Annotated in this window: 25 protein-coding genes; 18 read left to right on the top strand and 7 right to left on the bottom strand. The window is 58.2% G+C overall.

Annotated features, from left to right (window positions below; genetic code table 11):
* The first annotated feature begins 16 nt into the window (after nucleotides 1-16).
* The 7 genes from argC to JT51_RS01305 all read left to right on the top strand — a co-directional run bounded on the left by argC (nucleotide 17) and on the right by JT51_RS01305 (nucleotide 6,147).
* Nucleotides 17-1,045: an N-acetyl-gamma-glutamyl-phosphate reductase gene (gene argC, locus JT51_RS01335; RefSeq protein ID WP_037307008.1), complete on the top strand. Its 1,029-nt coding sequence runs from the start codon at nucleotides 17-19 to the stop codon at nucleotides 1,043-1,045.
* A gap of 7 nt (nucleotides 1,046-1,052) precedes the next feature.
* Nucleotides 1,053-1,499 (top strand): cytochrome c maturation protein CcmE, encoded by a 447-nt coding sequence (gene ccmE, locus JT51_RS01330; RefSeq protein WP_037307006.1) that lies wholly within the window; start codon nucleotides 1,053-1,055, stop codon nucleotides 1,497-1,499.
* Nucleotides 1,500-1,626: 127 nt separating this feature from the next.
* Nucleotides 1,627-2,238: a holin-associated N-acetylmuramidase gene (locus JT51_RS01325; RefSeq protein ID WP_037309226.1), complete on the top strand. Its 612-nt coding sequence runs from the start codon at nucleotides 1,627-1,629 to the stop codon at nucleotides 2,236-2,238.
* Complete coding sequence (locus JT51_RS01320; protein ID WP_037307004.1) at nucleotides 2,229-2,807, top strand: holin family protein; 579 nt, start codon at nucleotides 2,229-2,231, stop codon at nucleotides 2,805-2,807. Before JT51_RS01325 ends, JT51_RS01320 begins: the two co-directional genes overlap by 10 nt.
* 74 nt (nucleotides 2,808-2,881) lie before the next feature.
* Nucleotides 2,882-4,846, top strand: a complete 1,965-nt coding sequence (locus JT51_RS01315) for a heme lyase CcmF/NrfE family subunit (protein WP_037309224.1) — start codon at nucleotides 2,882-2,884, stop codon at nucleotides 4,844-4,846.
* A complete protein-coding gene (locus JT51_RS01310) occupies nucleotides 4,843-5,298 on the top strand; it encodes a cytochrome c-type biogenesis protein (protein WP_037307002.1) in 456 nt (151 codons plus the stop codon). Before JT51_RS01315 ends, JT51_RS01310 begins: the two co-directional genes overlap by 4 nt.
* A gap of 72 nt (nucleotides 5,299-5,370) precedes the next feature.
* The gene (locus JT51_RS01305; RefSeq protein ID WP_037307000.1) at nucleotides 5,371-6,147 is read left to right on the top strand and encodes an enoyl-CoA hydratase-related protein; all 777 of its coding nucleotides are present in this window, start codon (nucleotides 5,371-5,373) and stop codon (nucleotides 6,145-6,147) included.
* 5 nt (nucleotides 6,148-6,152) lie between these two features.
* On the opposite strand, the gene bmt is transcribed toward JT51_RS01305, so the two are convergent.
* Together bmt and JT51_RS01295 are read right to left on the bottom strand one after the other, a co-directional pair.
* Nucleotides 6,153-7,166: a betaine--homocysteine S-methyltransferase gene (gene bmt, locus JT51_RS01300; RefSeq protein ID WP_037306998.1), complete on the bottom strand. Its 1,014-nt coding sequence runs from the start codon at nucleotides 7,164-7,166 to the stop codon at nucleotides 6,153-6,155.
* 119 nt (nucleotides 7,167-7,285) lie between these two features.
* Nucleotides 7,286-7,603, bottom strand: a complete 318-nt coding sequence (locus JT51_RS01295) for a DUF1476 domain-containing protein (protein ID WP_037306996.1) — start codon at nucleotides 7,601-7,603, stop codon at nucleotides 7,286-7,288.
* A 251-nt stretch (nucleotides 7,604-7,854) separates the two neighbouring features.
* On the opposite strand from JT51_RS01295, the gene purC reads away from it, so the two are divergent.
* The 7 genes from purC to JT51_RS01260 all read left to right on the top strand — a co-directional run bounded on the left by purC (nucleotide 7,855) and on the right by JT51_RS01260 (nucleotide 16,930).
* Nucleotides 7,855-8,610 carry a phosphoribosylaminoimidazolesuccinocarboxamide synthase gene (gene purC, locus JT51_RS01290; protein ID WP_037309221.1) on the top strand — a complete coding sequence of 252 codons (756 nt, stop codon included), beginning with the start codon at nucleotides 7,855-7,857 and terminating at the stop codon, nucleotides 8,608-8,610.
* 137 nt (nucleotides 8,611-8,747) lie between these two features.
* A complete protein-coding gene (locus JT51_RS01285) occupies nucleotides 8,748-9,410 on the top strand; it encodes a MarC family protein (protein WP_051927382.1) in 663 nt (220 codons plus the stop codon).
* A gap of 117 nt (nucleotides 9,411-9,527) precedes the next feature.
* The gene (purS, locus tag JT51_RS01280; RefSeq protein ID WP_037306993.1) at nucleotides 9,528-9,758 is read left to right on the top strand and encodes a phosphoribosylformylglycinamidine synthase subunit PurS; all 231 of its coding nucleotides are present in this window, start codon (nucleotides 9,528-9,530) and stop codon (nucleotides 9,756-9,758) included.
* A gap of 22 nt (nucleotides 9,759-9,780) precedes the next feature.
* A complete protein-coding gene (purQ, locus tag JT51_RS01275; RefSeq protein WP_037306991.1) occupies nucleotides 9,781-10,449 on the top strand; it encodes a phosphoribosylformylglycinamidine synthase subunit PurQ in 669 nt (222 codons plus the stop codon).
* A 135-nt stretch (nucleotides 10,450-10,584) separates the two neighbouring features.
* Nucleotides 10,585-12,264 (top strand): sensor histidine kinase, encoded by a 1,680-nt coding sequence (locus JT51_RS01270; protein ID WP_419177298.1) that lies wholly within the window; start codon nucleotides 10,585-10,587, stop codon nucleotides 12,262-12,264.
* 12 nt (nucleotides 12,265-12,276) lie between these two features.
* Nucleotides 12,277-13,611, top strand: coding sequence for a sigma-54-dependent transcriptional regulator (locus JT51_RS01265; protein WP_037306989.1), 1,335 nt, complete (start codon nucleotides 12,277-12,279; stop codon nucleotides 13,609-13,611).
* Nucleotides 13,612-14,122: 511 nt separating this feature from the next.
* A complete protein-coding gene (locus tag JT51_RS01260) occupies nucleotides 14,123-16,930 on the top strand; it encodes an Rne/Rng family ribonuclease (RefSeq protein WP_037306988.1) in 2,808 nt (935 codons plus the stop codon).
* A gap of 55 nt (nucleotides 16,931-16,985) precedes the next feature.
* On the opposite strand, the gene JT51_RS01255 is transcribed toward JT51_RS01260, so the two are convergent.
* Nucleotides 16,986-17,219, bottom strand: a complete 234-nt coding sequence (locus JT51_RS01255; protein ID WP_037306985.1) for a sulfurtransferase TusA family protein — start codon at nucleotides 17,217-17,219, stop codon at nucleotides 16,986-16,988.
* 105 nt (nucleotides 17,220-17,324) lie between these two features.
* On the opposite strand from JT51_RS01255, the gene JT51_RS01250 reads away from it, so the two are divergent.
* The 4 genes from JT51_RS01250 to JT51_RS01235 all read left to right on the top strand — a co-directional run bounded on the left by JT51_RS01250 (nucleotide 17,325) and on the right by JT51_RS01235 (nucleotide 21,659).
* Nucleotides 17,325-18,077, top strand: a complete 753-nt coding sequence (locus JT51_RS01250; protein WP_037306984.1) for a cytochrome c biogenesis CcdA family protein — start codon at nucleotides 17,325-17,327, stop codon at nucleotides 18,075-18,077.
* A gap of 63 nt (nucleotides 18,078-18,140) precedes the next feature.
* Nucleotides 18,141-19,358: a hypothetical protein gene (locus tag JT51_RS01245; protein WP_037306982.1), complete on the top strand. Its 1,218-nt coding sequence runs from the start codon at nucleotides 18,141-18,143 to the stop codon at nucleotides 19,356-19,358.
* Nucleotides 19,355-20,704: a cytochrome P450 gene (locus JT51_RS01240; RefSeq protein ID WP_037306980.1), complete on the top strand. Its 1,350-nt coding sequence runs from the start codon at nucleotides 19,355-19,357 to the stop codon at nucleotides 20,702-20,704. Before JT51_RS01245 ends, JT51_RS01240 begins: the two co-directional genes overlap by 4 nt.
* Nucleotides 20,705-20,777: 73 nt before the next feature.
* Nucleotides 20,778-21,659, top strand: coding sequence for a fructose bisphosphate aldolase (locus JT51_RS01235; RefSeq protein ID WP_037309212.1), 882 nt, complete (start codon nucleotides 20,778-20,780; stop codon nucleotides 21,657-21,659).
* A gap of 6 nt (nucleotides 21,660-21,665) precedes the next feature.
* On the opposite strand, the gene JT51_RS01230 is transcribed toward JT51_RS01235, so the two are convergent.
* From JT51_RS01230 to fumC, 4 genes are all read right to left on the bottom strand, one after another.
* Nucleotides 21,666-22,268 (bottom strand): DNA-3-methyladenine glycosylase I, encoded by a 603-nt coding sequence (locus tag JT51_RS01230; protein WP_037306979.1) that lies wholly within the window; start codon nucleotides 22,266-22,268, stop codon nucleotides 21,666-21,668.
* Between the two features lie 64 nt (nucleotides 22,269-22,332).
* Entirely contained in the window at nucleotides 22,333-22,548 is a 216-nt protein-coding gene (locus tag JT51_RS01225) for a ribbon-helix-helix domain-containing protein (protein WP_037306977.1), read from the bottom strand.
* A complete protein-coding gene (locus JT51_RS01220) occupies nucleotides 22,545-22,721 on the bottom strand; it encodes a DUF4169 family protein (protein ID WP_037306974.1) in 177 nt (58 codons plus the stop codon). Before JT51_RS01220 ends, JT51_RS01225 begins: the two co-directional genes overlap by 4 nt.
* Nucleotides 22,721-24,115 (bottom strand): class II fumarate hydratase, encoded by a 1,395-nt coding sequence (fumC, locus tag JT51_RS01215; RefSeq protein ID WP_037306971.1) that lies wholly within the window; start codon nucleotides 24,113-24,115, stop codon nucleotides 22,721-22,723. The genes JT51_RS01220 and fumC overlap by 1 nt, the downstream gene beginning before the upstream one ends.
* Between the last annotated feature and the right edge of the window lie 23 nt (nucleotides 24,116-24,138).

Below are 24,138 nucleotides of genomic sequence, written 5' to 3'. Positions count from 1 at the left end.
AAACAAGAGGTCTGACATGACCCATAAAATCGCAATTCTGGGCGCATCCGGGTACACCGGCGCTGAATTGGTGCGGCTGATCGCCGAGCACCCGAACCTGGAGATCACGGCACTGGCCGCCGAACGTAAGGCCGGTCAGCCAATGGCGCAGGTTTTCCCACATCTGCGGCATATGGACCTGCCCGATCTGTGCAAAATCTCGGAAATCGACTTTGCCGGGATCGACCTGTGTTTCTGCGCCTTGCCGCACAAAACCAGCCAAGAGGTCATTCGGGACCTGCCAAAAAACCTGAAAATCATTGATTTATCAGCAGATTTTCGGCTGCGCGATGCGGCCGAATACGAAAAGTGGTACGGCAACCCACACGTCGCCTTGGAACAGCAGCAAGAGGCTGTTTATGGTCTGACCGAGTTTTACCGCGACGACATCCGCGCTGCCCGGCTGGTGGCCGGAACCGGCTGTAACGCGGCGACGGGGCAGTATGTGCTGCGACCTCTGATCTCGGCCAATGTCATTGATCTGGACGATATCATTCTGGACCTGAAATGCGCGGTTTCCGGGGCGGGGCGGTCGCTGAAGGAAAATCTTCTGCACGCGGAACTCAGCGAGGGGTACAGCGCCTACGCCGTGGGCGGCACGCATCGGCATCTGGGCGAGTTCGATCAGGAGTTTTCGGAACTGGCCGGACGTCCTGTTCACGTGCAGTTCACGCCGCATCTGATCCCGGCAAACCGGGGTATTCTGGCCACGACTTATGTCAAAGGTGATCCGGTCAGCGTGTATGAGACACTGCAGAAAGCTTATGAAAATGAGCCGTTTATCCAGATGCTTCCATTTGGCGAGACGCCCTCGACCCATCATGTGCGGGGCTCGAACTATTGCCATATCGGTGTTGTCGCAGACCGGATCGAACGTCGCGCCATTGTGATCGGCGCATTGGATAACCTGACAAAAGGTAGCAGCGGGCAGGCCTTGCAGAACGCTAACCTGATGTTAGGTGAACCTGAAACCGCGGGCCTGACAATGGCCCCGCTGTTCCCGTGAGGATGAAATGAAAACGCTCAAGAAACGCCGCCGAATTCAAGTCATTACGCTGGCCGTTGTCGCCTTGGCATTGTCGACGGTGTTGATTGGGTATGCGATGCGCGATGGGATCAACTTTTTCCGCTCACCCAGTCAGGTGATCGCCGAACCCCCAAAGCCGTCCGAGGTGTTTCGCATCGGTGGGCTGGTCGAAGAAGGCTCGATCATTCGTGGGCAGGGGGAAACGGTGCATTTCGTTGTGACAGATGGCGGGGAAAGTGTTCCGGTTGCTTATAAGGGTGTTTTGCCAGATCTATTTACCGAAAATCAGGGGATGATCGGCACTGGAAGTTACGTGAACGGTGTATTTCAAGCCACGGAAATACTTGCAAAACATGATGAGACATACATGCCGAAAGAGGTTGTGGATGCGCTGAAGGAACAGGGCGTTTATCAGGAATCTGGCGAAAGCTGATCCGCACGCTGGAAATGGCTGAGAATTCAACGGGGCGTTGCGTACCAAGGGGTCGCAGCGCCCTTTCTTGTTGTCTGGAATTAACCCGATGGCCCGAGCGTTTGTGCAAACAATTGCGGAGGGTGCGATGCGGACGGTTCGGCAGATTGCGACTGAGATTGTGGCACGAGAGGGGGGCTTTATAGATGACCCGGATGATCCCGGGGGTGCTACGAAATACGGTGTAACCGTTCATACTCTGCGCAGGCTGGGTCTTGATTTATCGGGCGACGGGGCAGTGAACAAGGCTGATGTGCGTATGCTCAGCAAATCCCGGGCGGTGGATATTTTTGTGCGACATTACTTTGAATTGCCGCAGCTTGGGGTGTTGCCGCAGGCGGTTCAGGCTTCGGTATTTGATATGTACGTCAATGCTGGTGCGCAGGCGGTTAAAATCCTGCAGCGCTTGCTGCGCGCCATGGGGTATGACGTCGCCGTGGATGGCATTGTCGGGCCGCAAACGGCGCGGGCTTGTCGCAATGCTGCTGATCCCGATCCGATCGCGCTGAGGGACGCGTACGGCGTGGCGCGGCGCAACTACTATTTCAGGTTGGCAGACCGCAGGCGGGCATCCCGGAAATATGCGCGCACGCGGGCAGGGGGCAAAGGCGGCTGGATACGCCGGGCCGAGGAATTCCTGTCTGCGTCTTATCACTTGAGCAACGCCGAGTTTCAAAAAAGGGTTTCGGGGTGGGATTAATTTCAGGAATATTCGCCCTTCTGTTTGGCGGTGGGCGCAATGTGGTGCGTGAGACGGCCGAAGTTTTTCGGGAAAATGCCGAGGCAGGCGCCGACCGAAGCGCTGTGTTGAAACAGCAGGCCGTGGCCCAGTTCGGGGCCGAGTTTCAAATACCGCAAAGGGGCGCTTTTGATCGGTTCATGGATGGGTTGAACCGTTTACCGCGCCCGGCGCTGGCGCTGGGAACACTTGGCCTGTTCATTGCCGCCATGGTTGATCCGCTGTGGTTCGCAGCGCGTATGCAGGGCATCGCGCTAGTGCCAGAGCCGTTGTGGTGGCTGCTGGGGGTGGTCGTCTCATTCTATTTCGGCGCGCGCCATCAGGCCAAGGTTCAGGATCTGCAACGGGAAATTTCGGCCATAATGCTGCGCACCCCGATGGTTATCGAGAACCTTCAAGCACTGGAAAGACTGCAGGACAGCGGAATTGGGGCCGCCGATCCCGGTACGGACGCGGCATTGGCCGATGCGGTTAGCCACCCCGATGACAACCGCGCGCTAGAAGACTGGCGGCGCGGGCGAAGGGCCTGAACCGCGACACTATGTTCGCCCAAAATGGGCTAAAGTGATTGGTGATTGCCCCGCGACAGGATTATACGCGGGTCATGATTACCGAACTTGGCCACTTCGCCCTTATCCTCGCCTTCCTTGTCGCTATCGCGCAGTCGGTGGTGCCCCTTGTCGGAGCTGCAAAACGCTGGACAGGATGGATGGCATTTGCAGAAACTGCAGCGATTGCGCAGTTCCTGCTTGTCGCCTTTTCGTTTGGGGCTTTGGTCTGGGCGTTTATCACGTCCGACTTCTCGCTGCGGGTGGTTGTCGAAAACAGCCATTCGGCCAAACCGATGCTGTATAAAATCAGCGGGACATGGGGAAATCACGAAGGGTCGATGCTGTTGTGGGTGCTGATTGTTGCCCTGTTTGGTGCGACGGCCGCCTTCTTTGGCGGTGGCTTGCCCCCGACACTCAAGGCGCGCGTTCTGGCGGTTCAGGCAGCCATTGGCGTGGCGTTCTTTGCCTTTATCCTGTTCACGTCCAATCCGTTCGACCGGCTGATCGTTGCCCCGTTTGACGGGCGCGACCTTAACCCGTTGCTTCAGGATCCGGGTTTGGCGTTCCACCCGCCGTTTTTATATCTGGGATACGTTGGTCTGAGCATGGCGTTCAGCTTTGCCGTCGCCGCGTTGATCGAGGGGCGCGTGGATGCGGCATGGGGCCGGTGGGTCCGGCCATGGACGCTGGCGGCCTGGATATTCCTGACCATCGGAATCGCGCTGGGGTCCTGGTGGGCGTATTATGAGCTGGGCTGGGGCGGTTTCTGGTTCTGGGACCCGGTCGAAAACGCCTCGTTCATGCCGTGGTTACTGGCGGCTGCGCTGCTGCATTCTGCCATCGTTGTGGAAAAGCGCGAAGCGTTGAAAAGCTGGACCATCCTGCTAGCGATCATCGCCTTCGGGTTCTCGTTGATCGGTACGTTTATTGTACGATCCGGGCTGCTGACGTCGGTTCATGCATTCGCCAACGATCCTGAGCGTGGCGTTTTTATCCTGATCATCCTGGTGGTCTTCATCGGCGGCGCGCTGACATTGTTCGCCGCCCGCGCACAAGCGATGGAGGCGAAGGGCGTGTTCGGCATGGTCAGCCGCGAAAGCGCGCTGTTGCTTAACAACATCCTATTGGCCGTCAGCTGTTTTGTCGTCTTCTTCGGAACTTTGTGGCCGATGGTGGCTGAAATGGCGTTCGATCGCAAACTCTCGGTCGGGGCGCCATTTTTCAATTCCGCATTCACACCATTTATGATCGCTTTGGGGATCGTATTGCCGGTTGGGGCCATGCTGCCCTGGAAACGCGGAAAGCTGGGCAAAGCGGCCTATTCGCTGCGCTATGCGTTTGTGCTTGCCGTTGCGCTGGCCTTGCTGGTGTGGGTCATGCAATCAGGGCGCAGCGCGCTGGGTCCGGTTGGTCTGTTCCTGGGGGCTTGGGTTACCTTCGGTGCCGCTGTGGATCTATGGGGCCGCACGGGCCGCAAGGGCAGCTTTGGACGGTTGTTCCGTCTGCCCAGAGCGGATTGGGGCAAGGCCGTGGCGCATACAGGCATGGGCGTGACTATGTTTGCCATCGCGGGCCTGACCGCGTGGGAGGTTGAGGATATCCGCGTCGCACAACCCGGTCAGCCGTTCACGGTGGGTCAGTTCACGCTGACGTTGGATGGCGTCCGGAATGTTCAGGGCCCCAACTATTTCTCGACCATGGCGGATGTTCGGATCGAAGCGGACGGGCAGCCCGTTGCGACGCTGCACCCGGAAAAGCGCAACTATCCAGTCGCGCGGATGCCCACCACCGAGGCCGCAATCGACTATCGTCTTTTGCGTGACCTTTACGTGGTTATCGGCGATCAGCAAGACGATGGCGGCTGGGTGATGCGAACCTATATCAAGCCGCTTGCGAACTGGATCTGGGGCGGGTGTATCCTGATGGCGTTGGGCGGCCTTCTCAGCCTGTCTGACCGCAGGTTCCGCGTCGCGGCCGGCGCACGTAAGACGCCGACTGCCGGAGTGCCCGCAGAATGAAACGTCTGATTCTCATCCTCGCAGTGCTGGCCTCGCCGCTTTTTGCTGTCCAGCCCGATGAGGTACTGGATGACCCGGTGCTTGAACAACGCGCCCGCGATCTGAGCGTCGGACTGCGGTGTCTGGTGTGCCGCAACGAAAGCATCGACGAAAGCAACGCGGAACTTGCCCGCGATTTGCGCTTGCTGCTGCGTGAACGTCTGGTGGCAGGCGATACGGATAGAGAAGCAATCGACTTTATCGTGGACCGCTATGGTGAATATGTACTGCTGAAACCCACCACGACCGGTTCGAACCTGATGCTGTGGCTGGCTGGCCCAATCATGTTGTTGATTGCCGCCGGGATGGGGTGGAATTTTCTGCGCAATAGATCCAACGCGCATGGCACCGCTGATACGGACGCCCTAAGCGATGCCGAGAAAGAGCGTTTGCGCCAAATTCTGGATGAGTGACCTTTGGTTCACCTTTTCCTTCCCCGGCATTTAAGGCAGGTTTGATCGTGCTTTAAGCTTGCAGGGGGATGTATGGACTACGAAACAGTGCTGCTGGACATCACGGACGACTTGGCCGTGCTGACCTTGAACCGGGCAGAGAAACTGAACGCGATGACCTCGCAGATGCGAGCCGAGGTTACCTATGCGATGAAACACGCCGCCCAAAACGCCCGGGCCATTGTTCTGACGGGCGCAGGGGATGCGTTTTGTTCCGGTCAGGATCTTGGGGATGCGTCCAGCACCGGCAAGATCGACCTAGAAAAAACGCTGCGTGATGAATACGAGCCGATGCTGGAAGCGATCTATGATTGTCCGGTTCCCACGATTGCAGCAGTGAACGGACCGGCGGCCGGGGCAGGGGCCAACCTTGCGTTGTGTGCTGATGTGGTGATCGCGACCGAAAGTGCCTATTTCCTGCAGGCCTTCGCGCGGATTGGCCTGTTGCCGGATGCGGGCGGAACATGGTTCATGCCGCGCCAGATGGGCTTTGCCAAAGCCATGGGGGCCGCGCTGTTTGCCGATAAGATCAGTGCGCGTCAGGCCGATGACTGGGGGTTGATCTGGGAAGCCGTTCCGGATGCCGAGTTTGAAGCCCATTGGCGCAGCCGGGCGCAATATCTTGCCAAAGGCCCAACGGCAGGCTTCGGTGCGATCAAAAAGGCGATCCGTGGAACCTATGAAACAACGCTTTCACAGCAGTTAGAGATCGAGGCCCACCTGCAAGGGGATTGCGGACGCTCGCGCGATTTCGCCGAAGGCGTCGTGGCCTTCATGCAAAAACGCCCCCCGAAATTCGAGGGGCGCTGAAACGCTCAGGCGCGGCGGCGGCGGCGCGTCCGCCGCTCGGGCGCGGCATCATCGCCGGTCCCGTCCGAGGCCGAGGAAAACGGCCCCAGTGCATCCGTGATCTGGTCCAGCGTTGGGCGCGATCCACTCGGAGCACTATCCAAAGCTTTGCGCATCTCACGCAAGTGTGCTGGCATCGTGCCACAGCAGCCACCGATGATTGTAGCCCCCGAATCCCGCGCCATGGTCGCATATTGCCCCATCAGTTCGGGCGTGCCGTCATAATGGATATGACCGTCCACATATTTCGGAATGCCTGCGTTCCCTTTTGAAATCAGCGGCCGCTCGGTGCCTTGCGCCGCAAAGCCAAGGACGGTGCGCAGGATATCCGATGCGCCGGTCCCGCAATTGGCCCCAAAGGCGGCGGGCGGGTTCGGCAGGGTCTCGACCAATTGGGCAAGATCGGCAGAGGTCACGCCCATCATGGTGCGACCTGCGGTATCAAAGCTCATGGTGCCGCACCACGGCATATCCACCAGGGCAAAAGCCTCGGCCGCCGCGCGAAACTCTTCCGGTGCGCTGATGGTTTCAAGCCACAGAACGTCCGCGCCGCCCGCCTTGAGCGCGTCAGCCTGTTCATGAAACATCTCGACCGCATCAGCATGTGACAGGCTGCCCACGGGCTGCATGATCTCGCCCGTCGGGCCAACTGATCCGGCCACGATGACGGGTCGCCCGGCCTTGTCAGCAACTTCCCGACCCAATTCGGCCCCGATGCGGTTCAATTCGCCAACGCGGTTTTGCGCCTCGTGCAGTTTTAGCCGCGCAGAGGTGCCGCCAAACGTGTTTGTCAGAAACAGGTCGCTGCCCGCATCGACGGAACCCTGGTACAGCGCACGAATTTTGTCGGCTTCTTCCACGTTCCAAATTTCGGGGGCGTCGCCCGCCTGCAATCCCATATTGAACAGATTGGTGCCCGTAGCCCCATCCGCCAGAATGACGCCATTTGTATCCAGAAAGTTGGTCAGTGCATTTGTCATTGGATTATCCGAGAAACGGCACAGGTGGCCAATAAAAACAGAGACGCCCCATGTCTCATGACCGGGGCGTCAAATCAAATTCATAAAACTCATGAAGATCATGAGGACGGCAAAGCGCCTTAATCGGTTTCAGTCAGAACCTGGGCTTTGGCTTCGGGCAAAAGTTCGGCCAGCTTGGCGCGGACTTCATCGTCCGATGACAGCGCACCCAGGTCGCCGGCGACCTTGCGCACAACGTCTTCGTGCCCGGCTTCTTCAAAATCGGCGATCACGACGGTTTTCGCGTAATCGTCCGCCGCGTCCCCGGTTTTGCCCATCTTTTCAGCAGCCCAAAGGCCAAGCAGTTTGTTGCAGCGGGCCTGGGCCTTGAACTGCATTTCCTCGTCATGCGCAAACTTGGCTTCAAAGGCGTTTTCGCGTTCGTCAAACGTGGTCATTGATTGAGGGCCTCATATCTTGATATCTTGTAGAACAGATAAAAAAACCACATCGGAATGTATAGCGAAATCAGCCATTGCGCGACCAAATGTGCCGTGCAGCCGAGTGCGGTGATCGGCGGCAACCCGTGCTTTCAAAAGGTCAAAGCGGAATGGTCGGGATGCCTGATAACTTGCGGGTTGCGGCGCGCTGCACTATGAGGGCCGCAACTGCGTGGTAATCGCGCATTGCCGATATGGAAGGGGCCCCGATGGCGCGTCGCAAGAAAATCTACGAAGGCAAGGCCAAGATTCTGTATGAAGGCCCCGAACCGGGCACCATCGTTCAGTATTTCAAGGACGATGCGACTGCGTTCAACGCCGAGAAGAAAGACGTTATCGACGGAAAAGGTGTTCTGAACAACCGTCTGAGCGAGTTCTTCATGACCGGCCTGAACCAGATCGGTGTCCCGACACATTTCATCCGTCGCCTGAACATGCGCGAACAACTGGTGCGCAATTGCGAGATTGTTCCGCTTGAAATCATCGTGCGCAACTATGCCGCAGGAACCATGTCAAAGCGTCTGGGCATTGCCGAAGGCACACAGCTTCCGCGTCCGATCGTGGAATATTGCTATAAGGATGACGCGCTGGGTGATCCGTTGGTCACCGAGGAACATATTGCTGCCTTTGGCTGGGCCAGCCAGCAGGACATGGACGACATTCTTAGCCTGGCGCTGCGGGTGAATGATTTCATGAGCGGCATGATGCTGGCCGTGGGTATCCGCCTGGTCGACTTCAAGATCGAAATCGGCCGCGTGTTCGAAGGCGACTTTCAGCGCCTGATCGTCGCGGATGAGATCAGCCCGGACAGCTGCCGCCTTTGGGATATCGAGACCGGCCAGAAGCTGGACAAGGACGTGTTCCGCCGGGATCTGGGCAGTTTGACCGACGCTTATTCCGAAGTCGCGCGCCGTTTGGGTGTGCTGCCCAAAAGCAACGTGGCTAAGCCGACCCTGATCAACTGATCAATCGTTCGACCGGAAAACTGATCAAAAGCGCTGTTTGAAAAAGACAGCGCTTTTTTCTTTTAAATACGGTGTTTGACAGGGTTGGCTATCGTCCCGCATTGTCAGTGCAAATTTAATCAAGGTGATCCCCCGACATGGCCGAATTGTTTGATCAGGCGGTATTTCTGAAATTCCTCGCAGCGTTGCTTGCGATCTTTAACCCGCTATACGGCATCCCGATTTTCCTGAGTATGACCGAGGGCTATTCGCCCCCCGAACGCAAGCGCGTCGCTTTGACCGTGACGGCGACCATTGTCATCGTAGCCCTGATCGCAGTTTTGATCGGAGAAGAGATCCTGGCGGTCTTTGGGATCGACATCCCGTCGTTTCGGATCGCCGGTGGGTTGATCATATTGGGGGTAGGGATGGCGATGTTGAATTCTTCGGACCGGCCGCAGGGTGATCAGCAAGCCGTGGTCGAAGGCGAAAAGAAGAAAAACAATATCGCAGTTGTGCCGCTGGCCATTCCATTGACCATTGGTCCCGGAACCATCGCAACTACCATCGTTTTCGCGCATACGCTGTCTGACGGGGCCGAGATCGTGACATTGGGCTCGGCCGTGCTGATTGCCTGCGCGATTGTGGGCATTGGGTTGCTGTTTGCTGACCCGATTTCGCGGTTTTTCGGGCCAACGATGATCAACGTGATCACCCGCGTTATGGCGATCATCCTGGTGGCGGTTGCCGTTGAGATGGTTCTGACCGGGGCTTTCCACGCCATTGACGCGCATTACCCGGGATTGACCGGCGGAAGCTGATCGCAGCGGCCTGTGGCAAACTGTGTGCTGACAAGGGTTGTGGAATGCCCTTGGGCACGCTATCCCCCGCGCAACGGAATGGGCCGGAAACCGAGGCCCTCAGCTGGAGTTGCGAGAATGAAAGCACGGGTGCATGTGATGCTCAAGAACGGGGTTCTGGACCCGCAGGGCGAGGCAGTGCGTCATGCGCTGGGTGCCATGGGTTTCGATCAGGTCGAAGGTGTGCGCCAGGGCAAAGTGATCGACCTTGAGCTGGCCGAAGGCGCGACCGAGGCGGACATCACCGAGATGTGCGAAAAGCTGTTGGCCAACACGGTCATCGAACGCTTTGAGATCGAACTGGTCTGAACCACTAGCCGGAGGGCCCGCCATGCGCGCAGCTGTCATTGTATTCCCAGGTTCAAACTGTGACCGGGACCTTGCCGTCGCTTTCGAACAGGCGGGTTTTAAGGTTGATATGGTCTGGCACAAGGACGCGTCGCTGCCCGATGGCGTGGATATCGTCGGCGTTCCGGGCGGATTTTCCTATGGGGATTATCTGCGATGCGGGGCCATCGCCGCGCAATCGCCGATCTGCAAGGCTGTGGTGGATCACGCTGATCGCGGTGGCTATGCCGTTGGTATCTGCAATGGTTTCCAAATTCTGACCGAAACCGGCGTTCTGCCCGGCGCGCTGCTGCGCAATGCCGGGTTGAAATACATCTGCCGCACCGTTGGGTTGAAGGTCGAAAGCAGCGACAGCGCCTTTACCGAAGGGTACAACGCCGGGGATGTGATCGGCATTCCGGTCGCGCATCACGACGGTAACTATTTCGCCGACGACAATGTGCTTGCGGCGTTGCGCGATCAGGATCGCATCGCGTTCTCCTATACCGAGAATCCGAACGGCTCAGCCGGGGATATTGCTGGTATCCTGTCTGAAAACCGTCGGGTGTTGGGAATGATGCCACACCCCGAGCGGGCGGCTGATGAGGGCCATGGCGGAACCGACGGAACGGCGTTGTTCCGCGCATTGTCAGGTGTTCTTGCCCCCGCATGACTTGAGATCGGACCAGAGCCCGCGTAGTTTCTCGGGATGAATTCCAATCTTCGCTCAGGCTGGTCCGTCTTGAAAAAACCATTCCGCGGCGCGCCACTGGGGTGGCGGCTGCGCATTGCGATTTTGATCCTGCTGATGGCAACGGTGGCGACGGTTTGGGTAACGAACCGGCTGCTGACCGACCGTTTCACGGAATCCACGCGCAATCGGGCCGAACTGCGGCTGGCCTTGTACTCTGGCAACTTGCTGAGCGAACTGCGCCGGAACGCTATTGTCCCACAGCTTCTGGCCCGTGATCCCACGCTGATTTCGGCGCTTCAATCCAGCGATTTCACACTGTCGACGCAACGCCTGATTTCTTTTGTCGAAGAGATCGGGGCGGCGTCTTTGATGTTATTGGATGGGGACGGGCGTTCAGTGGCGGCCACAAACCGGAACCGACTGGGCGAGGCGCACCGCAGTTCCCCGTATTTCATTGATGCTGTGCGTTCAAACGCCACGATTTTCACTGTCATCGAAAAGGATACGGGCGGGTACAGCTTTGTTTATTCACGTCGGATTGACGCAAATGCGGAATTTCTGGGCGTTATTGTTGTTGAGGTTGATCTGCAAAAGTTTGAGCGCGCCTGGGCTGGGATTTCTGACGCTGTGATGGTTGCGGACAGCACGGGAACGATCATCCTGTCGACCGAGCCGCAGTGGCGCGGGCTTGAAGAAGGTGCTGCCATGCTGCGCCAACCGCCCGAGGGTGCAATCCAACGCGCGATCCGGGCCACGACTGATTGGACCGCGCTGCCGCCCGATGCCTATCTGCAGGGCGAGGCGGTGATGCGTATGGAAACCCGCATACCGTTCCGGGGTTGGAAGATGACCTCGTTCACGACCTACGCGTCGATTCGTGAAAAAGTGAACAGTGTCATTGCGCTGGAAATCATGGGCTTTGCGATTCTATTGGCGCTGGCGTTTTACGCCCTAAGCCGCCGGGCCACGCTGCGGATGACTTTGTTCCAGCGCGAGTCGGCAGAGCTTCGCGCATTGAACGCAAGGTTGCAGCGGGAAATCGCTGAACGTGAACGCGTTGAAAAGACACTGGAAGTCGCCGAGCAGACACTGGCCCAAAGCTCGAAACTGGCCGCCTTGGGCGAGATGTCTGCCGCCGTCAGCCACGAGTTGAATCAGCCGCTGGCTGCAATGAAAACCTATCTGGCCGGCGCGCGCCTGTTGTTGCGCCGGAACCGCCCCGAAGAGGCCCTGGCCAGCTTTGGACGCATCGACGGGCTGATCGAACGGATGGGGGCGATCACGCGTCAGCTTAAATCTTATGCGCGCAAGGGGGCAGATGCGTTTTCGCCTGTAAATTTGGGTGAAGCACTGGCTTCGTCCCTATCTATGATGGAGCCGCAACTGCGCCAGCGCCATGTGAAAATAACTCAGATTTTGCCGGAAGAACCTGTCATAGTGATGGGGGATCGGATGCGGATCGAACAGGTTATGGTGAACCTCTTGCGCAATGCGCTGGACGCCACCAAATCTGTATCAGAGCCGGATGTGGAAATCATTCTGGCAGCAGGCGACACAGCGGTGTTGGCCGTGCGCGACAACGGTCACGGGATCGAGAATATCGAGAACCTGTTTGAACCCTTCTACACCACCAAGCAACCCGGCGATGGGGTTGGGTTGGGGCTTGCCATCTCATCAGGTATCGTGAACGACCATGGTGGACGGCTGACCGCGCGCAACAGCCAGTACGGCGGCGCGGTGTTTGAGATGCAACTGCCCATATTGGGAAGCGACGGCCTTGAGGCCGCGGAATAACGAGGAAATGATATGGCACAGGCCATGAAAATCGCCATTGTGGATGACGAACAGGACATGCGCCAGTCGATCAGCCAATGGCTGGCGCTGTCGGGATATGACACCGAGACCTTTTCCAGCGCCGAGGACGCGCTGAAAGTGTTGGGGCCGGATTATCCGGGTATTGTCATCTCGGACATCAAGATGCCGGGTATGGACGGCATTCAGCTGCTGAAAAAACTGATGGGGGCTGACAGCACCCTGCCGGTCATCATGATCACCGGTCACGGCGACGTTCCGATGGCGGTCGAGGCGATGCGCGTCGGTGCGTTTGATTTCCTTGAAAAGCCGTTCAATCCCGACCGGATGTCGGAACTGGCCAAACGCGCCAGCAATGCGCGCCGGCTGACCCTGGATAACCGGGCGCTGCGGCGCGAGCTTTCGGGTGGCACTCAGATCATGAACAAGCTGATCGGTGCCAGCCCGGTGATGGAGCGCCTGCGCGAGGATATTCTGGATCTGGGGCAGGCTGACGGTCATGTGCTGATCGACGGTGAGACCGGCACTGGCAAAACATTGGTGGCCCATGCCTTGCACGCGGTGGGTAGCCGGGCGGGCAAGAAGTTTGTCTTGGTGTCTTGCGCGGCGCTTGAAGAAGAAGTGCTGTCGAAACGTCTGTTCGGCCCGATGATGCCTGAAGACGCGCAACTGCCTGCCATCGAAGAGGCACGCGGCGGTACTTTGGTTCTGGAGGATATCGAAGCGCTGAGCGACACGCTGCAGGCCCGGTTGCTGAGCGTCATGAACGATCAGGGCACGCCCGCAGAAACCCGGATTGTTGCGATTTCGAACCTGCAAGAGGCGGGTAAGACCAGTGAGGACGTTTTGCGCCCGGACCTGTTCTATCGCCTGGCCGCTTTGCGGATCACCATGCCACCTCTGCGCCAGCGCGGTGAGGATATCCTGACCCTGTTCACCCGGTTGAGCGAGCAGTTTGCCGAAGAATATGGTTGTGACGCGCCGCAGGTCAGCGCGCAGGAGGCCGCGCAGCTGTTGCAGGCCCCATGGCCGGGTAATGTGCGGCAATTGATCAATATCGCCGAACGCGCGGTGCTGCAGTCGCGGCGCGGGTCGGGGACGATTGCGTCGCTGTTGATGTCCGACCATGAGGAAATGCAACCGGTGATGACGACCGAGGGCAAACCGCTCAAGGAATATGTAGAAGCGTTCGAGCGGATGCTGATTGACAACACCATGCGGCGACACAAGGGCTCGATCGCATCGGTGATGGATGAATTGTGCCTGCCACGCCGGACATTGAATGAGAAAATGGCCAAATATGGGCTTCAGCGGTCGGACTATTTGTAAAGGAGGGAGGGGGCCAGCCCCCTCTTGAGCCGTAGGCTCAATTCACCCCCGGGATATTTCTGGCCAGATGAAGCGATCCCGTGCCCTGTTGTGAGGGCGCGATGCAGTTTGCCCATTGTCTTTTCCACAGGACTGCTTTTATTGTGTCTGAACGGGCAGGACACTTTTTAGTGCTCATAAGCCCCGAATCTTTGAGTTTCGCTGCTTTGCCGCAGGTGGTGACCTATCCCACACGGCAACGCAGACCGATTGTGCCCCAATACGGGGCAGAAGAACGCCTGAGCCCGACCTAAAGGGCGAAAGGAATAAATGGGCAGGTCGCGGCGAGCCGCATCTGTCGGAGAAGAACCGCGATGACGCGCGCGCTACAACTGAATGTACGGGCAGGGGGCCACAGCGCCAGACCCTGCCGCGCGCCGTCCGATATCGCCCTGACAAGACACCACCCCAAAAGCGCCTGTCCCCCCGGACAGGTAAGGACAATGCGTTTGGCGCGGTGCACCAAGGAAACATGGCTAAGAAAATGCTTATCGATGCCACCCACGCGGAAGAAACCCGCGTTGTGGTGGTTGACGGAAACAAGGTCGAGGAATTTGATTTTGAATCCGAAAACAAACGCCAGCTTGCTGGCAACATCTATCTTGCAAAAGTAACCCGGGTTGAGCCGTCGCTGCAGGCGGCATTTGTGGACTATGGTGGAAACCGGCATGGTTTTCTGGCGTTTTCCGAGATTCACCCGGATTACTACCAAATCCCCGTCGCGGACCGCGAAGCGCTTATGGAAGAAGAGCGCGCTTATGCCGAGGCGATGAAAGCCCGGGATGAGGACGAGGAACCCAAACCCAAGAGACGCCGGTCCCGGTCCCGGACCAAGGCAGCGGATGTAAAATCCGACGATGTAGTCGAAACAATCGAGGTGTCTTCTGAGCCGACAGGCATGGAGACGATTGATCTGGACGAAGGTGAAGAGGGGGCCGATCTTTCGGTTCCTGAGGGAACTTCGCCTGCGGATCATGTCGCGGACACCCCTGTCGAAGAACCTGCCGATGCGGTTGAGGCCGCTGAAACAGCGACTGACGATGCCGTGGTAGAAGAACCCGTTAAAGCGCAAGCTGAGGCAGAAGATGCCTCGGGCGACACAGCGGCTGATACTGAACAAGCGGACGAGGCCGAGGCGCAGGACACCCCAGCCGAACCTGAAGCGCAGGTAGCCGAAGCCGCTGAGGCAGAGCAGGCGGACGCATCCGACAAGGGTGACGAGGCCGAGGCACGGGCTGATGCCACTGCCAAGGATGACACCATTGAATCTGTCGCCGACGAAGACGACAGCGACGACATTCGCCCCCCGCGTAAACCGCGCCCACGGCGTTACAAGATTCAAGAAGTCATCAAGGTTCGCCAGGTTCTGCTGGTGCAGGTCGTCAAGGAAGAGCGTGGCAATAAAGGCGCTGCTCTGACCACATACCTGTCGCTGGCAGGCCGCTATTGCGTTCTGATGCCCAATACCGCGCGCGGTGGTGGTATCAGCCGCAAGATCACAAACGCACCCGATCGCAAGAAGCTCAAGGAAATTGCGGCGGAAATCGACGTGCCCACTGGTGCGGGTCTGATTATCCGAACCGCAGGTGCCAAGCGCACCAAGTCCGAGATCAAGCGCGACTATGAATATCTTCAGCGTATGTGGGAGCAAATCCGCGAGCTGACGCTGAAATCCATTGCGCCCGCGAAAATCTATGAAGAAGGCGACCTGATCAAACGGTCGATCCGCGACCTCTATAACCGCGAGATTGACGAGGTTCTGGTTGAGGGCGAGGGCGGATATCGCATTGCCAAGGACTTCATGAAAATGATCATGCCGTCCCACGCCAAGAACGTCAGACGGTATGAGGACGCGCTGCCTTTGTTTGCGCGCTATCAGGTAGAAAGCTATCTGGCGGGGATGTTTAACCCGACGGTTCAGCTGAGATCCGGGGGTTACATCGTGATCGGTGTGACCGAGGCGCTGGTGGCGATCGACGTGAACTCGGGCCGGGCGACCAAAGAGGGGTCGATCGAAGAAACCGCTCTCAAGACCAACCTTGAGGCTGCGGAAGAAGTGGCGCGCCAATTGCGGCTGCGCGACCTTGCCGGGCTGATTGTCATCGACTTTATCGACATGGACGAGCGCAAGAACAACGCATCCGTCGAAAAGCGCATGAAGGAAAAGCTGAAAACCGACCGTGCGCGCATTCAGGTTGGCCGGATTTCCGGCTTTGGCCTGATGGAAATGAGCCGTCAGCGTCTGCGCCCCGGTATGCTTGAGGCAACCACGCAGCCTTGCCCGTCGTGCCATGGCACCGGGTTGATCCGTTCGGACGACAATATGGCGCTGACCATCCTGCGTCAGATCGAAGAAGAAGGCACGCGCCGCCGCTCGCGCGAGGTTCTGGTGCGGTGCCCGATCAGCATCGCCAATTTCCTGATGAACCAGAAGCGCGAGCATATCGCCCAGATTGAAGCGCGGTATGGTTTGTCGGTTCGGATCGAAGGAGATGTTCATCTGGTCAGCCCTGATTTCTCGATGGAGAAGTTCAAGACAGCGACCCGGGTTGTGCCTGAAGCCAGCGCGCCTGTTGTGTCTGTGGATGCAACATTGATGGAACTGGTCGATGCCACCGAAGAGGAGCCGGTCGAAGAAGAAGCGGTTCAGACCGATGAAGAACAAAAGCCCAAGCGCAAGCGTCGGCGTCGGCGTCGGAAAAAGGGCAACGGATCTGGTGACACACCTGAGGCCAATGATGAAGCCAACGATGAGGACAGTGAAGCCGTAGTAGCCGAGCAAATTGCCGAACCTGCCGCTGAAGCTGCTGAGGCTGCTGAGGCCGGTGAGGAAGAGAAAGCGGCGAAACCCAAACGCCGCCGCGCACCCCGTCGCAAGAAAAAAGAAGTGGAGCCGGTTGAGGCCGCAGATCAAAGCGCGCCTGAAGCGGTCGCCGAAACATCAGATGATGTGGTGACCGAAGACGCGCAGACCTCTGACCCAGTCGCCGTTGAGCCGACAGCCGAGGACACGCCCGCGCCTGACGCCGCACCGGAGCCCAAGGTTGAAGAAGCGGTTGCAGAAGAAGTGACCGAACCCAAGGCCCAAGAACCGGTAGTCGAGGACGCGCCCGCGCCTGTGGCTGCAGAACCGGCCCAGGAAGAAACGCCAGAGGCCGTGATTGAAGCGCCCACCGAAGAAGCACCCGAACCGGTGTTGGAGGTCGTCTCTGATGAACCGGAAAAGCCCAGCGAGCCTGCCAAACCCAAGAAGCGCGGTTGGTGGTCTTTGGGACAATAATTAAAAAAGGCGGGCCAAGAGCCCGCCTTTTTCTTGAACAGGCTATGATCCGAAGTCAGCCTGACTTTTGAATGACGTAGACTTGGTGCCCGTCGGCATCCTCTTGCGACACAAGATTGTGACCGCTTTCAGCGCAGAAATGCGGGACGTCAATGATGGCGGCCGGGTCATCTGCAAGCACTTTCAGGAACGCCCCGGCAGGCATGGATTTAAGGCGTTTGCGGGCCTTCAGGACGGGCAGAGGGCACAGCAGCCCAAGCGCGTCGAGTGTTTCGGTCGGTTTTGACATACAAGTCAGATATTTCCACTTTCCGATGGTGTCCAGCGGGCAACCACGAGGATGTGACCGTATGGCCCGGTGACGTGGCAGGTTTCATACCATATGTGCTGATGCATGTTCGGAATAGAAATCATAGACGCAGGCCTGCTGCCTGCCATGCTCGTGGCGATGCTGGGGGGGCTTATCAGCTTTCTGTCGCCCTGTGTGTTGCCCATTGTCCCGCCCTATCTGGCTTACATGAGCGGCGTGACAATCAACGAAATGCAGGACGAAGCGAAAGCACGGCGAAAGGCCACGCTGGCAGCGCTGTTCTTTGTTATGGGCCTGTCCACAGTGTTCCTGTTGCTGGGTTTCACTGCATCAGCCTTTGGGGCGTTTGTGCTGCAAAATCAGGTGCTTTTTGCCAAGCTGTCCGGCGCGGTTGTGATCGTTTTTGGTCTGCACTTTCTGAACGTTTTCCGTATTCCTTTCCTTGATCGCGAGGCCCGCATCGAAGCAGGCGATTCCGGTGGTTCCGTTTTTGGCGCGTATATTCTGGGCCTTGCCTTTGCCTTTGGCTGGACCCCGTGTATCGGTCCGCAGTTGGGCGCAATCCTTTCGCTGGCCGCGTCCGAGGCCTCGGTCGCGCGCGGTACCTTGCTGTTGGGCGTGTATGCGGCCGGGCTTGGCATTCCGTTTCTGCTGGCGGCCATGTTCCTGAACCGGTCGATGGCGGTCATGAACCGGATCAAGCCCCACATGGCGACTATCGAAAAAGTCATGGGCGGTCTGCTTCTGTTTGTTGGCATCATGCTGATTACTGGCTTGTTCACGGAATTCAGCTGGTGGTTGCTTGAGACCTTTCCGGCGCTTGCCAATTTCGGCTGATTTTACGATCTGGCTTACCTTCGCGGTATTGCTGCGCTAACCTGCACCGCAGAAGGTAAGGCCATGAGCAGTCAGACAAATCAGCCTCGGGTGCGGAAACGCCGGGTGTTCTACATTCCCGGCTATGACCCGATTCACCCGCGGCGATATCGCGAGCTATACCGCAAGGAAAGCCGGGCGCAGGCGGAAATCTCGGGGTATGAGGTTTCGGTTTCGGCCAAATCGGGGCAAGGCCCCTATGGCTGGCACGTGCGTTCACATCAGGACGGGGCCGAGGTTGAGTCGGATATCGACGTTCTGGTTTGGTCGGATATCGTGCGCGACAGCATGTCGACCTCGATCCCTGCGACCTATGTTCAATTGATCCGGACGGCGTGGATTTACATTGCCACGGGAACACTCTGGCGGTTGATGCGTCTGCGCAAAGGGCCGGTGATTGCGGCGTTGTATCCGGTTGGGATGCTGGTTGTGCAGCTTGCGTTGGCTGTTGTGCTTGCGGGCATTGTGATCGCGGCCCTGAAGCCTGTTTTGACTTGGGGCGCCGTGATACCGGCCATAGTGGCCGCAGGGGCGCTGATGCGCTGGTTTCGCAAGATCGACAACCGTCTGTTCGCCTACTACCTGATGCATGATTACGCCTATTCCGCCCAACTCAGAGGGGCCGTTCCCGCCGGGCTAAGGTCGCGCCTGTCCACCTTTGTGGCCCTGATCCAAGACGCCCTTGAAACCGACGTGGATGAGGTGCTGGTTGTTGGCCACAGTTCCGGCGCGCATCTGGGTGTCATGGTACTGGCTGATCTGATCCGCGCCGGTGGGGTTGCGGACCAGCGGCCCAAACTGTCCTTTCTGACCCTTGGGCAGGTGGTGCCGATGGTGTCCTTTCTGCCCAATGCGCATGACTTGCGCGCCGATCTTCAGTTTCTGGCTCAGCAGGGTGATCTAAGCTGGGTTGATGTGTCCGCGCCGGGGGATGGCTGTGCGTTTGCGCTGTGCGATCCCGTCGGGGTCAGCGGCGTTGCAACAGAGGGTGCAAAATGGCCTCTGGTCCTGTCTGCCGCCTTTACCCAAACCTTGTCGCCAGAGCGCTGGCAGGCCTTGCGCTGGCGGTTTTTTCGGCTGCATTTTCAATATCTTTGCGCGTTTGATCGACCTGGCGAATACGACTATTTTCGCATCACGGCGGGGCCAAGGTTTTTGCAACAGCGGTTCGAAGGGCGCGCGCCCTCGAAATCCCGTATTGAACGGCCGGTTTCAAAATACCGCTCGATCGTGCCCACATGATACCGCCGAAACCGACGCCACGCCCGGATAAAGTCTCGCTTTGGCGATACCTGAAGCTGTTTCGCAAGGACCTGTTGTCGGCCCAACCGCAACGCCTGTATCGCGCCTGGATGGCCGAATTTCGCACTCCGTTTTTCCGGTCGTTCATGATCAACCAGCCGGAATTGGTGGATACGGTCCTAAAGCAGCGACCCGAAGGCTTCCCAAAGTCCGGGCGAATAAGCGAAGGGCTGCGCCCGCTGTTGGGGAACTCGGTCTTTCTGACCAATGGTGAAACCTGGAAACGGCAGCGCCGGATTATCGACCCCGCGTTCGAAGGGGGGCGTCTGAAAGACACATTCCCCGCCATGATTGAGGCCGCGCAGGCCTGTGTCGCGCGGTTACGCGACCATGTTGGCAAGGATATTGAATGTGAGGAACTCACCAGCCACGCGGCGGCAGATGTGATCTTTCGAACTTTGTTTTCTGTGCCGATTGAAAACGAAGTGGCGACCCAGGTGTTCGAGAAATTCAGAACTTACCAACGTGAACAACCCTTGTTGAACCTGGCGGCCTTTGTCCCTGTGCCGCGATGGGTGCCACGGTTGCATTCACGCAGGACGCGGAAAAACGCGAAAGAAATCAGGGCTTTGATTGCGTCTCTTACCGCGGAACGCGCCCGGTTGATTGCGGCGGGTCAGGCACCGGATGATTTGGCCACCAAGATCATGACAACGCCAGACCCGGAAACGGGGCGGTGTTTCGACACCCGGGAAATGGTCGATCAGGTGGCCATTTTCTTTTTGGCCGGGCATGAAACCAGTGCGTCCGCGCTGGCTTGGACGTTGTATCTGGTGGCGCTGTTCCCCGATTGGCAGGATAAGATTGCGGCCGAGGCGCAGATTCTGGATGACCCAAGTTTCGGATCTGTGTCCCGACTAAAGCTCAGCCGGGATGTATTCCGCGAGGCCCTGCGCCTGTACCCGCCGGTTCCGATGATGGTCCGCGAAGCCCAATGTCCCGACAAGTTCAGGGGCAGGGACGTCCCGAAGGGCGCGCAGATTGTCATCAGCCCCTGGCACCTGCACCGCCATGAACGCCTGTGGGACCGACCGGATGAATTCGACCCGATGCGCTGGGGCACCGAGAACGGGAAAACCTGTCAACGACAGGCCTATGTTCCGTTTTCCACGGGTCCGCGTGTCTGCACCGGGGCCGGGTTTGCCATGGTCGAAGGACCGTTGTTGCTGTCGATGCTGCTGCGGAACTTTCGGTTTAAGCTGGTCGAGGGCCGCACGCCCGTTCCGGTGGCCCATCTGACGGTCAGGTCCAAAGATGGAATCTGGTTGCGCGTGGTTGAGCGCTAACAAACTACCATCACCCGTCGCCTTGCTGTATGCGGTTGAAAAACGCGGAATCATTATCGAACGGGAAAGTCTTATGTCCAAAGCAGAACAGCGCGCGCAGATGTCCAATGGCTCGGGTTTCATTGCAGCACTGGACCAAAGTGGCGGATCGACGCCCAAGGCGCTGGCTCTTTACGGGGTCGAGGCATCGGATTTCAGCACGGACGAGGAAATGTTCGGCGAAATCCAAAAGATGCGCGCCCGCATCATCCTGGCCGATGATTTTATCAAGGACAAGGTGATCGGTGCGATCCTGTTCGAACGCACCCTTGGCGAAGAGATCGACGGCCGTAAGGTGGCAGACTATCTTTGGTCCCAAAAAGGCATCGTGCCATTCCTGAAGATCGACAAGGGCCTGGAAGATCAGGTCAATGGCGTTCAGATGATGAAACCAATCCCCGGGCTGGCCGATACGCTGGCCAAGGCGGATGGCGTGTTTGGCACCAAGGAACGCTCGGTGATCCATGAGGCCAACGCCGAAGGGATCGCGGCAGTGGTCGCTCAGCAGTTCGACGTCGCCCGCGAGGTTGTCGCGGCGGGTATGGTTCCGATTGTCGAACCCGAGGTAAACATCAACTCTGCCACCAAGGCCGAAGCCGAGGATATCCTGAAGAACGAAATCCTGAAGAACCTGGATCAACTGGATGCGGGGCAGGACGTCATGTTGAAACTTACCATTCCGAACAAGGCCAACCTTTACGACGAATTGGCCGATCACCCGCGCGTCGTGCGTGTTGTGGCCCTGTCAGGCGGTTATTCGACCGAGCAAGCCTGTGATCTGCTTAAGCAGAACGGTAAAATGATCGCGTCCTTCTCGCGCGCGCTGACCGAGGGGCTGTCCAAGCAGCTGTCTGATGCCGAGTTCAACGCGGCCTTGGGTGGGAACATCGACAAGATTTTCCGCGCGTCGGTCTAAGGCGCGTTATTGCGGTTTGGTGAATTCGCGGCGCAATTGCGCCGCTTTTTCACGTTTGGAACAGCCGATGGCATGATCGTTCACCAGCCCCATGGCCTGCATGAAGGCAAAAACCGTGGTTGGCCCAACGAATTTCCACCCCCGTTTCTTTAGATCTTTCGACATTGCAACAGACTCGGCCGACGTTGACGCGGTTTGCGGCGCGGGTGGGTCGCTGGCCTCATATCGCCACACGTAAGCGGCCAGCGATCCTTCGGCGGTGACAAGTTCTTGCGCGCGGCGGGCGTTGTTGATCACGGCTTCGATCTTGCCGCGATGACGAATGATGCCTTTGTCCTGCAGCAGGCGTTCAACATCCGTGTCATCAAACGCAGCTACGGCGTTGAAATCAAAGTGATTGAACGCACTGCGAAAGTTCTCGCGTTTGGCCAGAATTGTGCGCCAGCTCAGGCCGGACTGAAAACTCTCCAAACACAGTTTTTCGAACAAGCGTTGATCATCACCCACCGGATAGCCCCATTCGCGATCGTGATACTCAAAGAACTCGGGCGCGGACTGACACCAGGCACAACGCGGATGGCCATCTGGGCCGGTAACGGTTTGACTCATGCTTGTACCCTTTTTGTTCTCGATCAGAATAGGCCGATTATGATGATGGGCGCAAGGGGAGTGATCAGGGGCGATACCAATTCAGCACAAAGACCCGAATGGCCGACGCAAGCCCGACTTCGGGGTCGCGCGAAACATCAATTTCAGCGGCCAATGCATTGATTGCAGAGTTTTTTTCTTTCGCTATATCGCGAAAAGCCTGCCAGAATTCATCCTCAAGAGAAACCGAGGTGCGGTGCCCCTTTAGCGTCAGAGACCGTTTCACGGGGCGGCCGCTCATTCGTCCAGCTCCCGATCATCCAAATCTCGGCAGAGCTTGTCACGTTCGAATTTGGTTGTGGTTTTTTCAGCCTTGCTGCGCCCGAATTTCACAGCGTTCTGGTCGGCACGGGCCTTTTTCTCGGCCCGTGCTTTATCTTTTCTGTACCGGTTCAGATTGACCGGCTTACCCATCAGCCTTTGGGGCCGATCATATGTTCCGGACGGACAACGGCGTCAAAGGTTTCTTCATCGACAAAGCCCAGCGCGATGGCCTCTTCCTTGAGGGTCGTGCCGTTTTTATGCGCGGTCTTGGCGACCTTGGTGGCGTTGTCATAACCGATGGTCGGCGCCAGCGCCGTCACCAGCATCAGCGATTCCTTCATCAGCTTGTCGATGCGCGGTTCATTGGCCTTGATGCCCAGCAACATCCGCTCGGTAAAGCTGTCGGTGGCGTCACCCAGCAGCTGAATGGATTGCAGCAGGTTGTAGGACATCATCGGGTTGTAGACGTTCAACTGGAAATGCCCCTGCGAGCCGGCGAATTTGATCGCCGCATCATTGCCAATCACATGGGCGGCAACCTGGGTCAGCGCCTCGGCCTGGGTGGGGTTCACCTTGCCGGGCATGATCGACGATCCCGGCTCGTTCTCTGGCAGGATCAGTTCGCCCAGCCCCGAGCGGGGACCCGAGCCCAGCAGGCGGATGTCGTTGGCGATCTTGTAGCAAGAGCCCGCGATGGTCGCCAGTGCGCCGGACAGGAACACCATGGCGTCATGGGCGGCCAGCGCTTCGAACTTGTTGGGCGCGGTGACAAAGGGCAGGCCGGTGATTTCGGCCATATTCGCCGCCACGGCCTCATCCCAGCCGTTGTGCGTGTTCAGGCCGGTGCCGACGGCGGTACCGCCCTGTGCCAGTTCGTAAATGCCGGGCATTGCGACCTCAACCCGGGCGATGCCCTGACGGATCTGATGCGCATAACCGCCGAATTCCTGTTCCAGCGTCAGCGGCGTTGCGTCCTGTGTGTGGGTCCGGCCGATCTTGATGATGCCTGCGAACTCTTTGGCTTTTGCTTCCAGCGCCGACGCGAATTTGTCGAGACCGGGCAACAGGACATCACGCACGCTCATGGCGGTGGCGATGTGCATGGCGGTGGGGAAGGTGTCGTTCGACGACTGACCCATGTTGCAGTGATCGTTCGGGTGAACGGGGTCTTTCGAGCCGATGACGCCGCCCATAATCTCAATCGCGCGGTTGGCGATTACCTCGTTCGAGTTCATGTTCGACTGCGTGCCCGAACCGGTCTGCCAGACGACCAACGGGAAGTTGTCGTCAAACTTGCCCTCGATCACCTCACCAGCGGCCTGAATAACGGCGTCCGCGATTTTTGCATCCAGCTTGCCAATCGCCTTGTTTTCCATGGCACAGGCTTTTTTGATCACGCCCAGCGCACGCACGATGGCGGTGGGCTGTTTTTCCCAGCCGATGGGAAAGTTCATGATCGACCGCTGCGTTTGGGCACCCCAATACTTGTCGGAAGGTACTTCCAACGGGCCAAAGCTGTCGGATTCGGTGCGGGTCTGAGACATCTGTCACTCCGTCGTGTATGCAA

It is taken from the genome of Ruegeria halocynthiae (assembly GCF_000743705.1).
GTDB lineage: Bacteria > Pseudomonadota > Alphaproteobacteria > Rhodobacterales > Rhodobacteraceae > Ruegeria > Ruegeria halocynthiae_B.
The sequence above is the reverse complement of the archived record's forward strand: the minus strand, read 5'-3'. Positions and strand labels throughout refer to the sequence as shown.

Excerpts from the sequence above, each read along its gene's own strand:
- JT51_RS01295 (WP_037306996.1), bottom strand. The coding sequence starts at position 7,603 with ATGACCACGTTTGACGAACGCGAAAACGCCTTTGAAGCCAAGTTTGCG.
- purC (WP_037309221.1), top strand. The coding sequence starts at position 7,855 with ATGGCGCGTCGCAAGAAAATCTACGAAGGCAAGGCCAAGATTCTGTAT.
- JT51_RS01285 (WP_051927382.1), top strand. The coding sequence starts at position 8,748 with ATGGCCGAATTGTTTGATCAGGCGGTATTTCTGAAATTCCTCGCAGCG.
- JT51_RS01260 (WP_037306988.1), top strand. The coding sequence starts at position 14,123 with ATGGCTAAGAAAATGCTTATCGATGCCACCCACGCGGAAGAAACCCGC.
- JT51_RS01265 (WP_037306989.1), top strand. The coding sequence starts at position 12,277 with ATGGCACAGGCCATGAAAATCGCCATTGTGGATGACGAACAGGACATG.
- JT51_RS01315 (WP_037309224.1), top strand. The coding sequence starts at position 2,882 with ATGATTACCGAACTTGGCCACTTCGCCCTTATCCTCGCCTTCCTTGTC.
- purS (WP_037306993.1), top strand. The coding sequence starts at position 9,528 with ATGAAAGCACGGGTGCATGTGATGCTCAAGAACGGGGTTCTGGACCCG.
- JT51_RS01255 (WP_037306985.1), bottom strand. The coding sequence starts at position 17,219 with ATGTCAAAACCGACCGAAACACTCGACGCGCTTGGGCTGCTGTGCCCT.
- JT51_RS01325 (WP_037309226.1), top strand. The coding sequence starts at position 1,627 with ATGCGGACGGTTCGGCAGATTGCGACTGAGATTGTGGCACGAGAGGGG.
- purQ (WP_037306991.1), top strand. The coding sequence starts at position 9,781 with ATGCGCGCAGCTGTCATTGTATTCCCAGGTTCAAACTGTGACCGGGAC.
- JT51_RS01235 (WP_037309212.1), top strand. The coding sequence starts at position 20,778 with ATGTCCAAAGCAGAACAGCGCGCGCAGATGTCCAATGGCTCGGGTTTC.
- argC (WP_037307008.1), top strand. The coding sequence starts at position 17 with ATGACCCATAAAATCGCAATTCTGGGCGCATCCGGGTACACCGGCGCT.
- bmt (WP_037306998.1), bottom strand. The coding sequence starts at position 7,166 with ATGACAAATGCACTGACCAACTTTCTGGATACAAATGGCGTCATTCTG.
- JT51_RS01230 (WP_037306979.1), bottom strand. The coding sequence starts at position 22,268 with ATGAGTCAAACCGTTACCGGCCCAGATGGCCATCCGCGTTGTGCCTGG.
- JT51_RS01240 (WP_037306980.1), top strand. The coding sequence starts at position 19,355 with ATGATACCGCCGAAACCGACGCCACGCCCGGATAAAGTCTCGCTTTGG.
- JT51_RS01305 (WP_037307000.1), top strand. The coding sequence starts at position 5,371 with ATGGACTACGAAACAGTGCTGCTGGACATCACGGACGACTTGGCCGTG.
- JT51_RS01225 (WP_037306977.1), bottom strand. The coding sequence starts at position 22,548 with ATGAGCGGCCGCCCCGTGAAACGGTCTCTGACGCTAAAGGGGCACCGC.
- JT51_RS01220 (WP_037306974.1), bottom strand. The coding sequence starts at position 22,721 with ATGGGTAAGCCGGTCAATCTGAACCGGTACAGAAAAGATAAAGCACGG.
- JT51_RS01250 (WP_037306984.1), top strand. The coding sequence starts at position 17,325 with ATGTTCGGAATAGAAATCATAGACGCAGGCCTGCTGCCTGCCATGCTC.
- ccmE (WP_037307006.1), top strand. The coding sequence starts at position 1,053 with ATGAAAACGCTCAAGAAACGCCGCCGAATTCAAGTCATTACGCTGGCC.
- fumC (WP_037306971.1), bottom strand. The coding sequence starts at position 24,115 with ATGTCTCAGACCCGCACCGAATCCGACAGCTTTGGCCCGTTGGAAGTA.
- JT51_RS01245 (WP_037306982.1), top strand. The coding sequence starts at position 18,141 with ATGAGCAGTCAGACAAATCAGCCTCGGGTGCGGAAACGCCGGGTGTTC.
- JT51_RS01310 (WP_037307002.1), top strand. The coding sequence starts at position 4,843 with ATGAAACGTCTGATTCTCATCCTCGCAGTGCTGGCCTCGCCGCTTTTT.
- JT51_RS01270 (WP_419177298.1), top strand. The coding sequence starts at position 10,585 with ATGGCAACGGTGGCGACGGTTTGGGTAACGAACCGGCTGCTGACCGAC.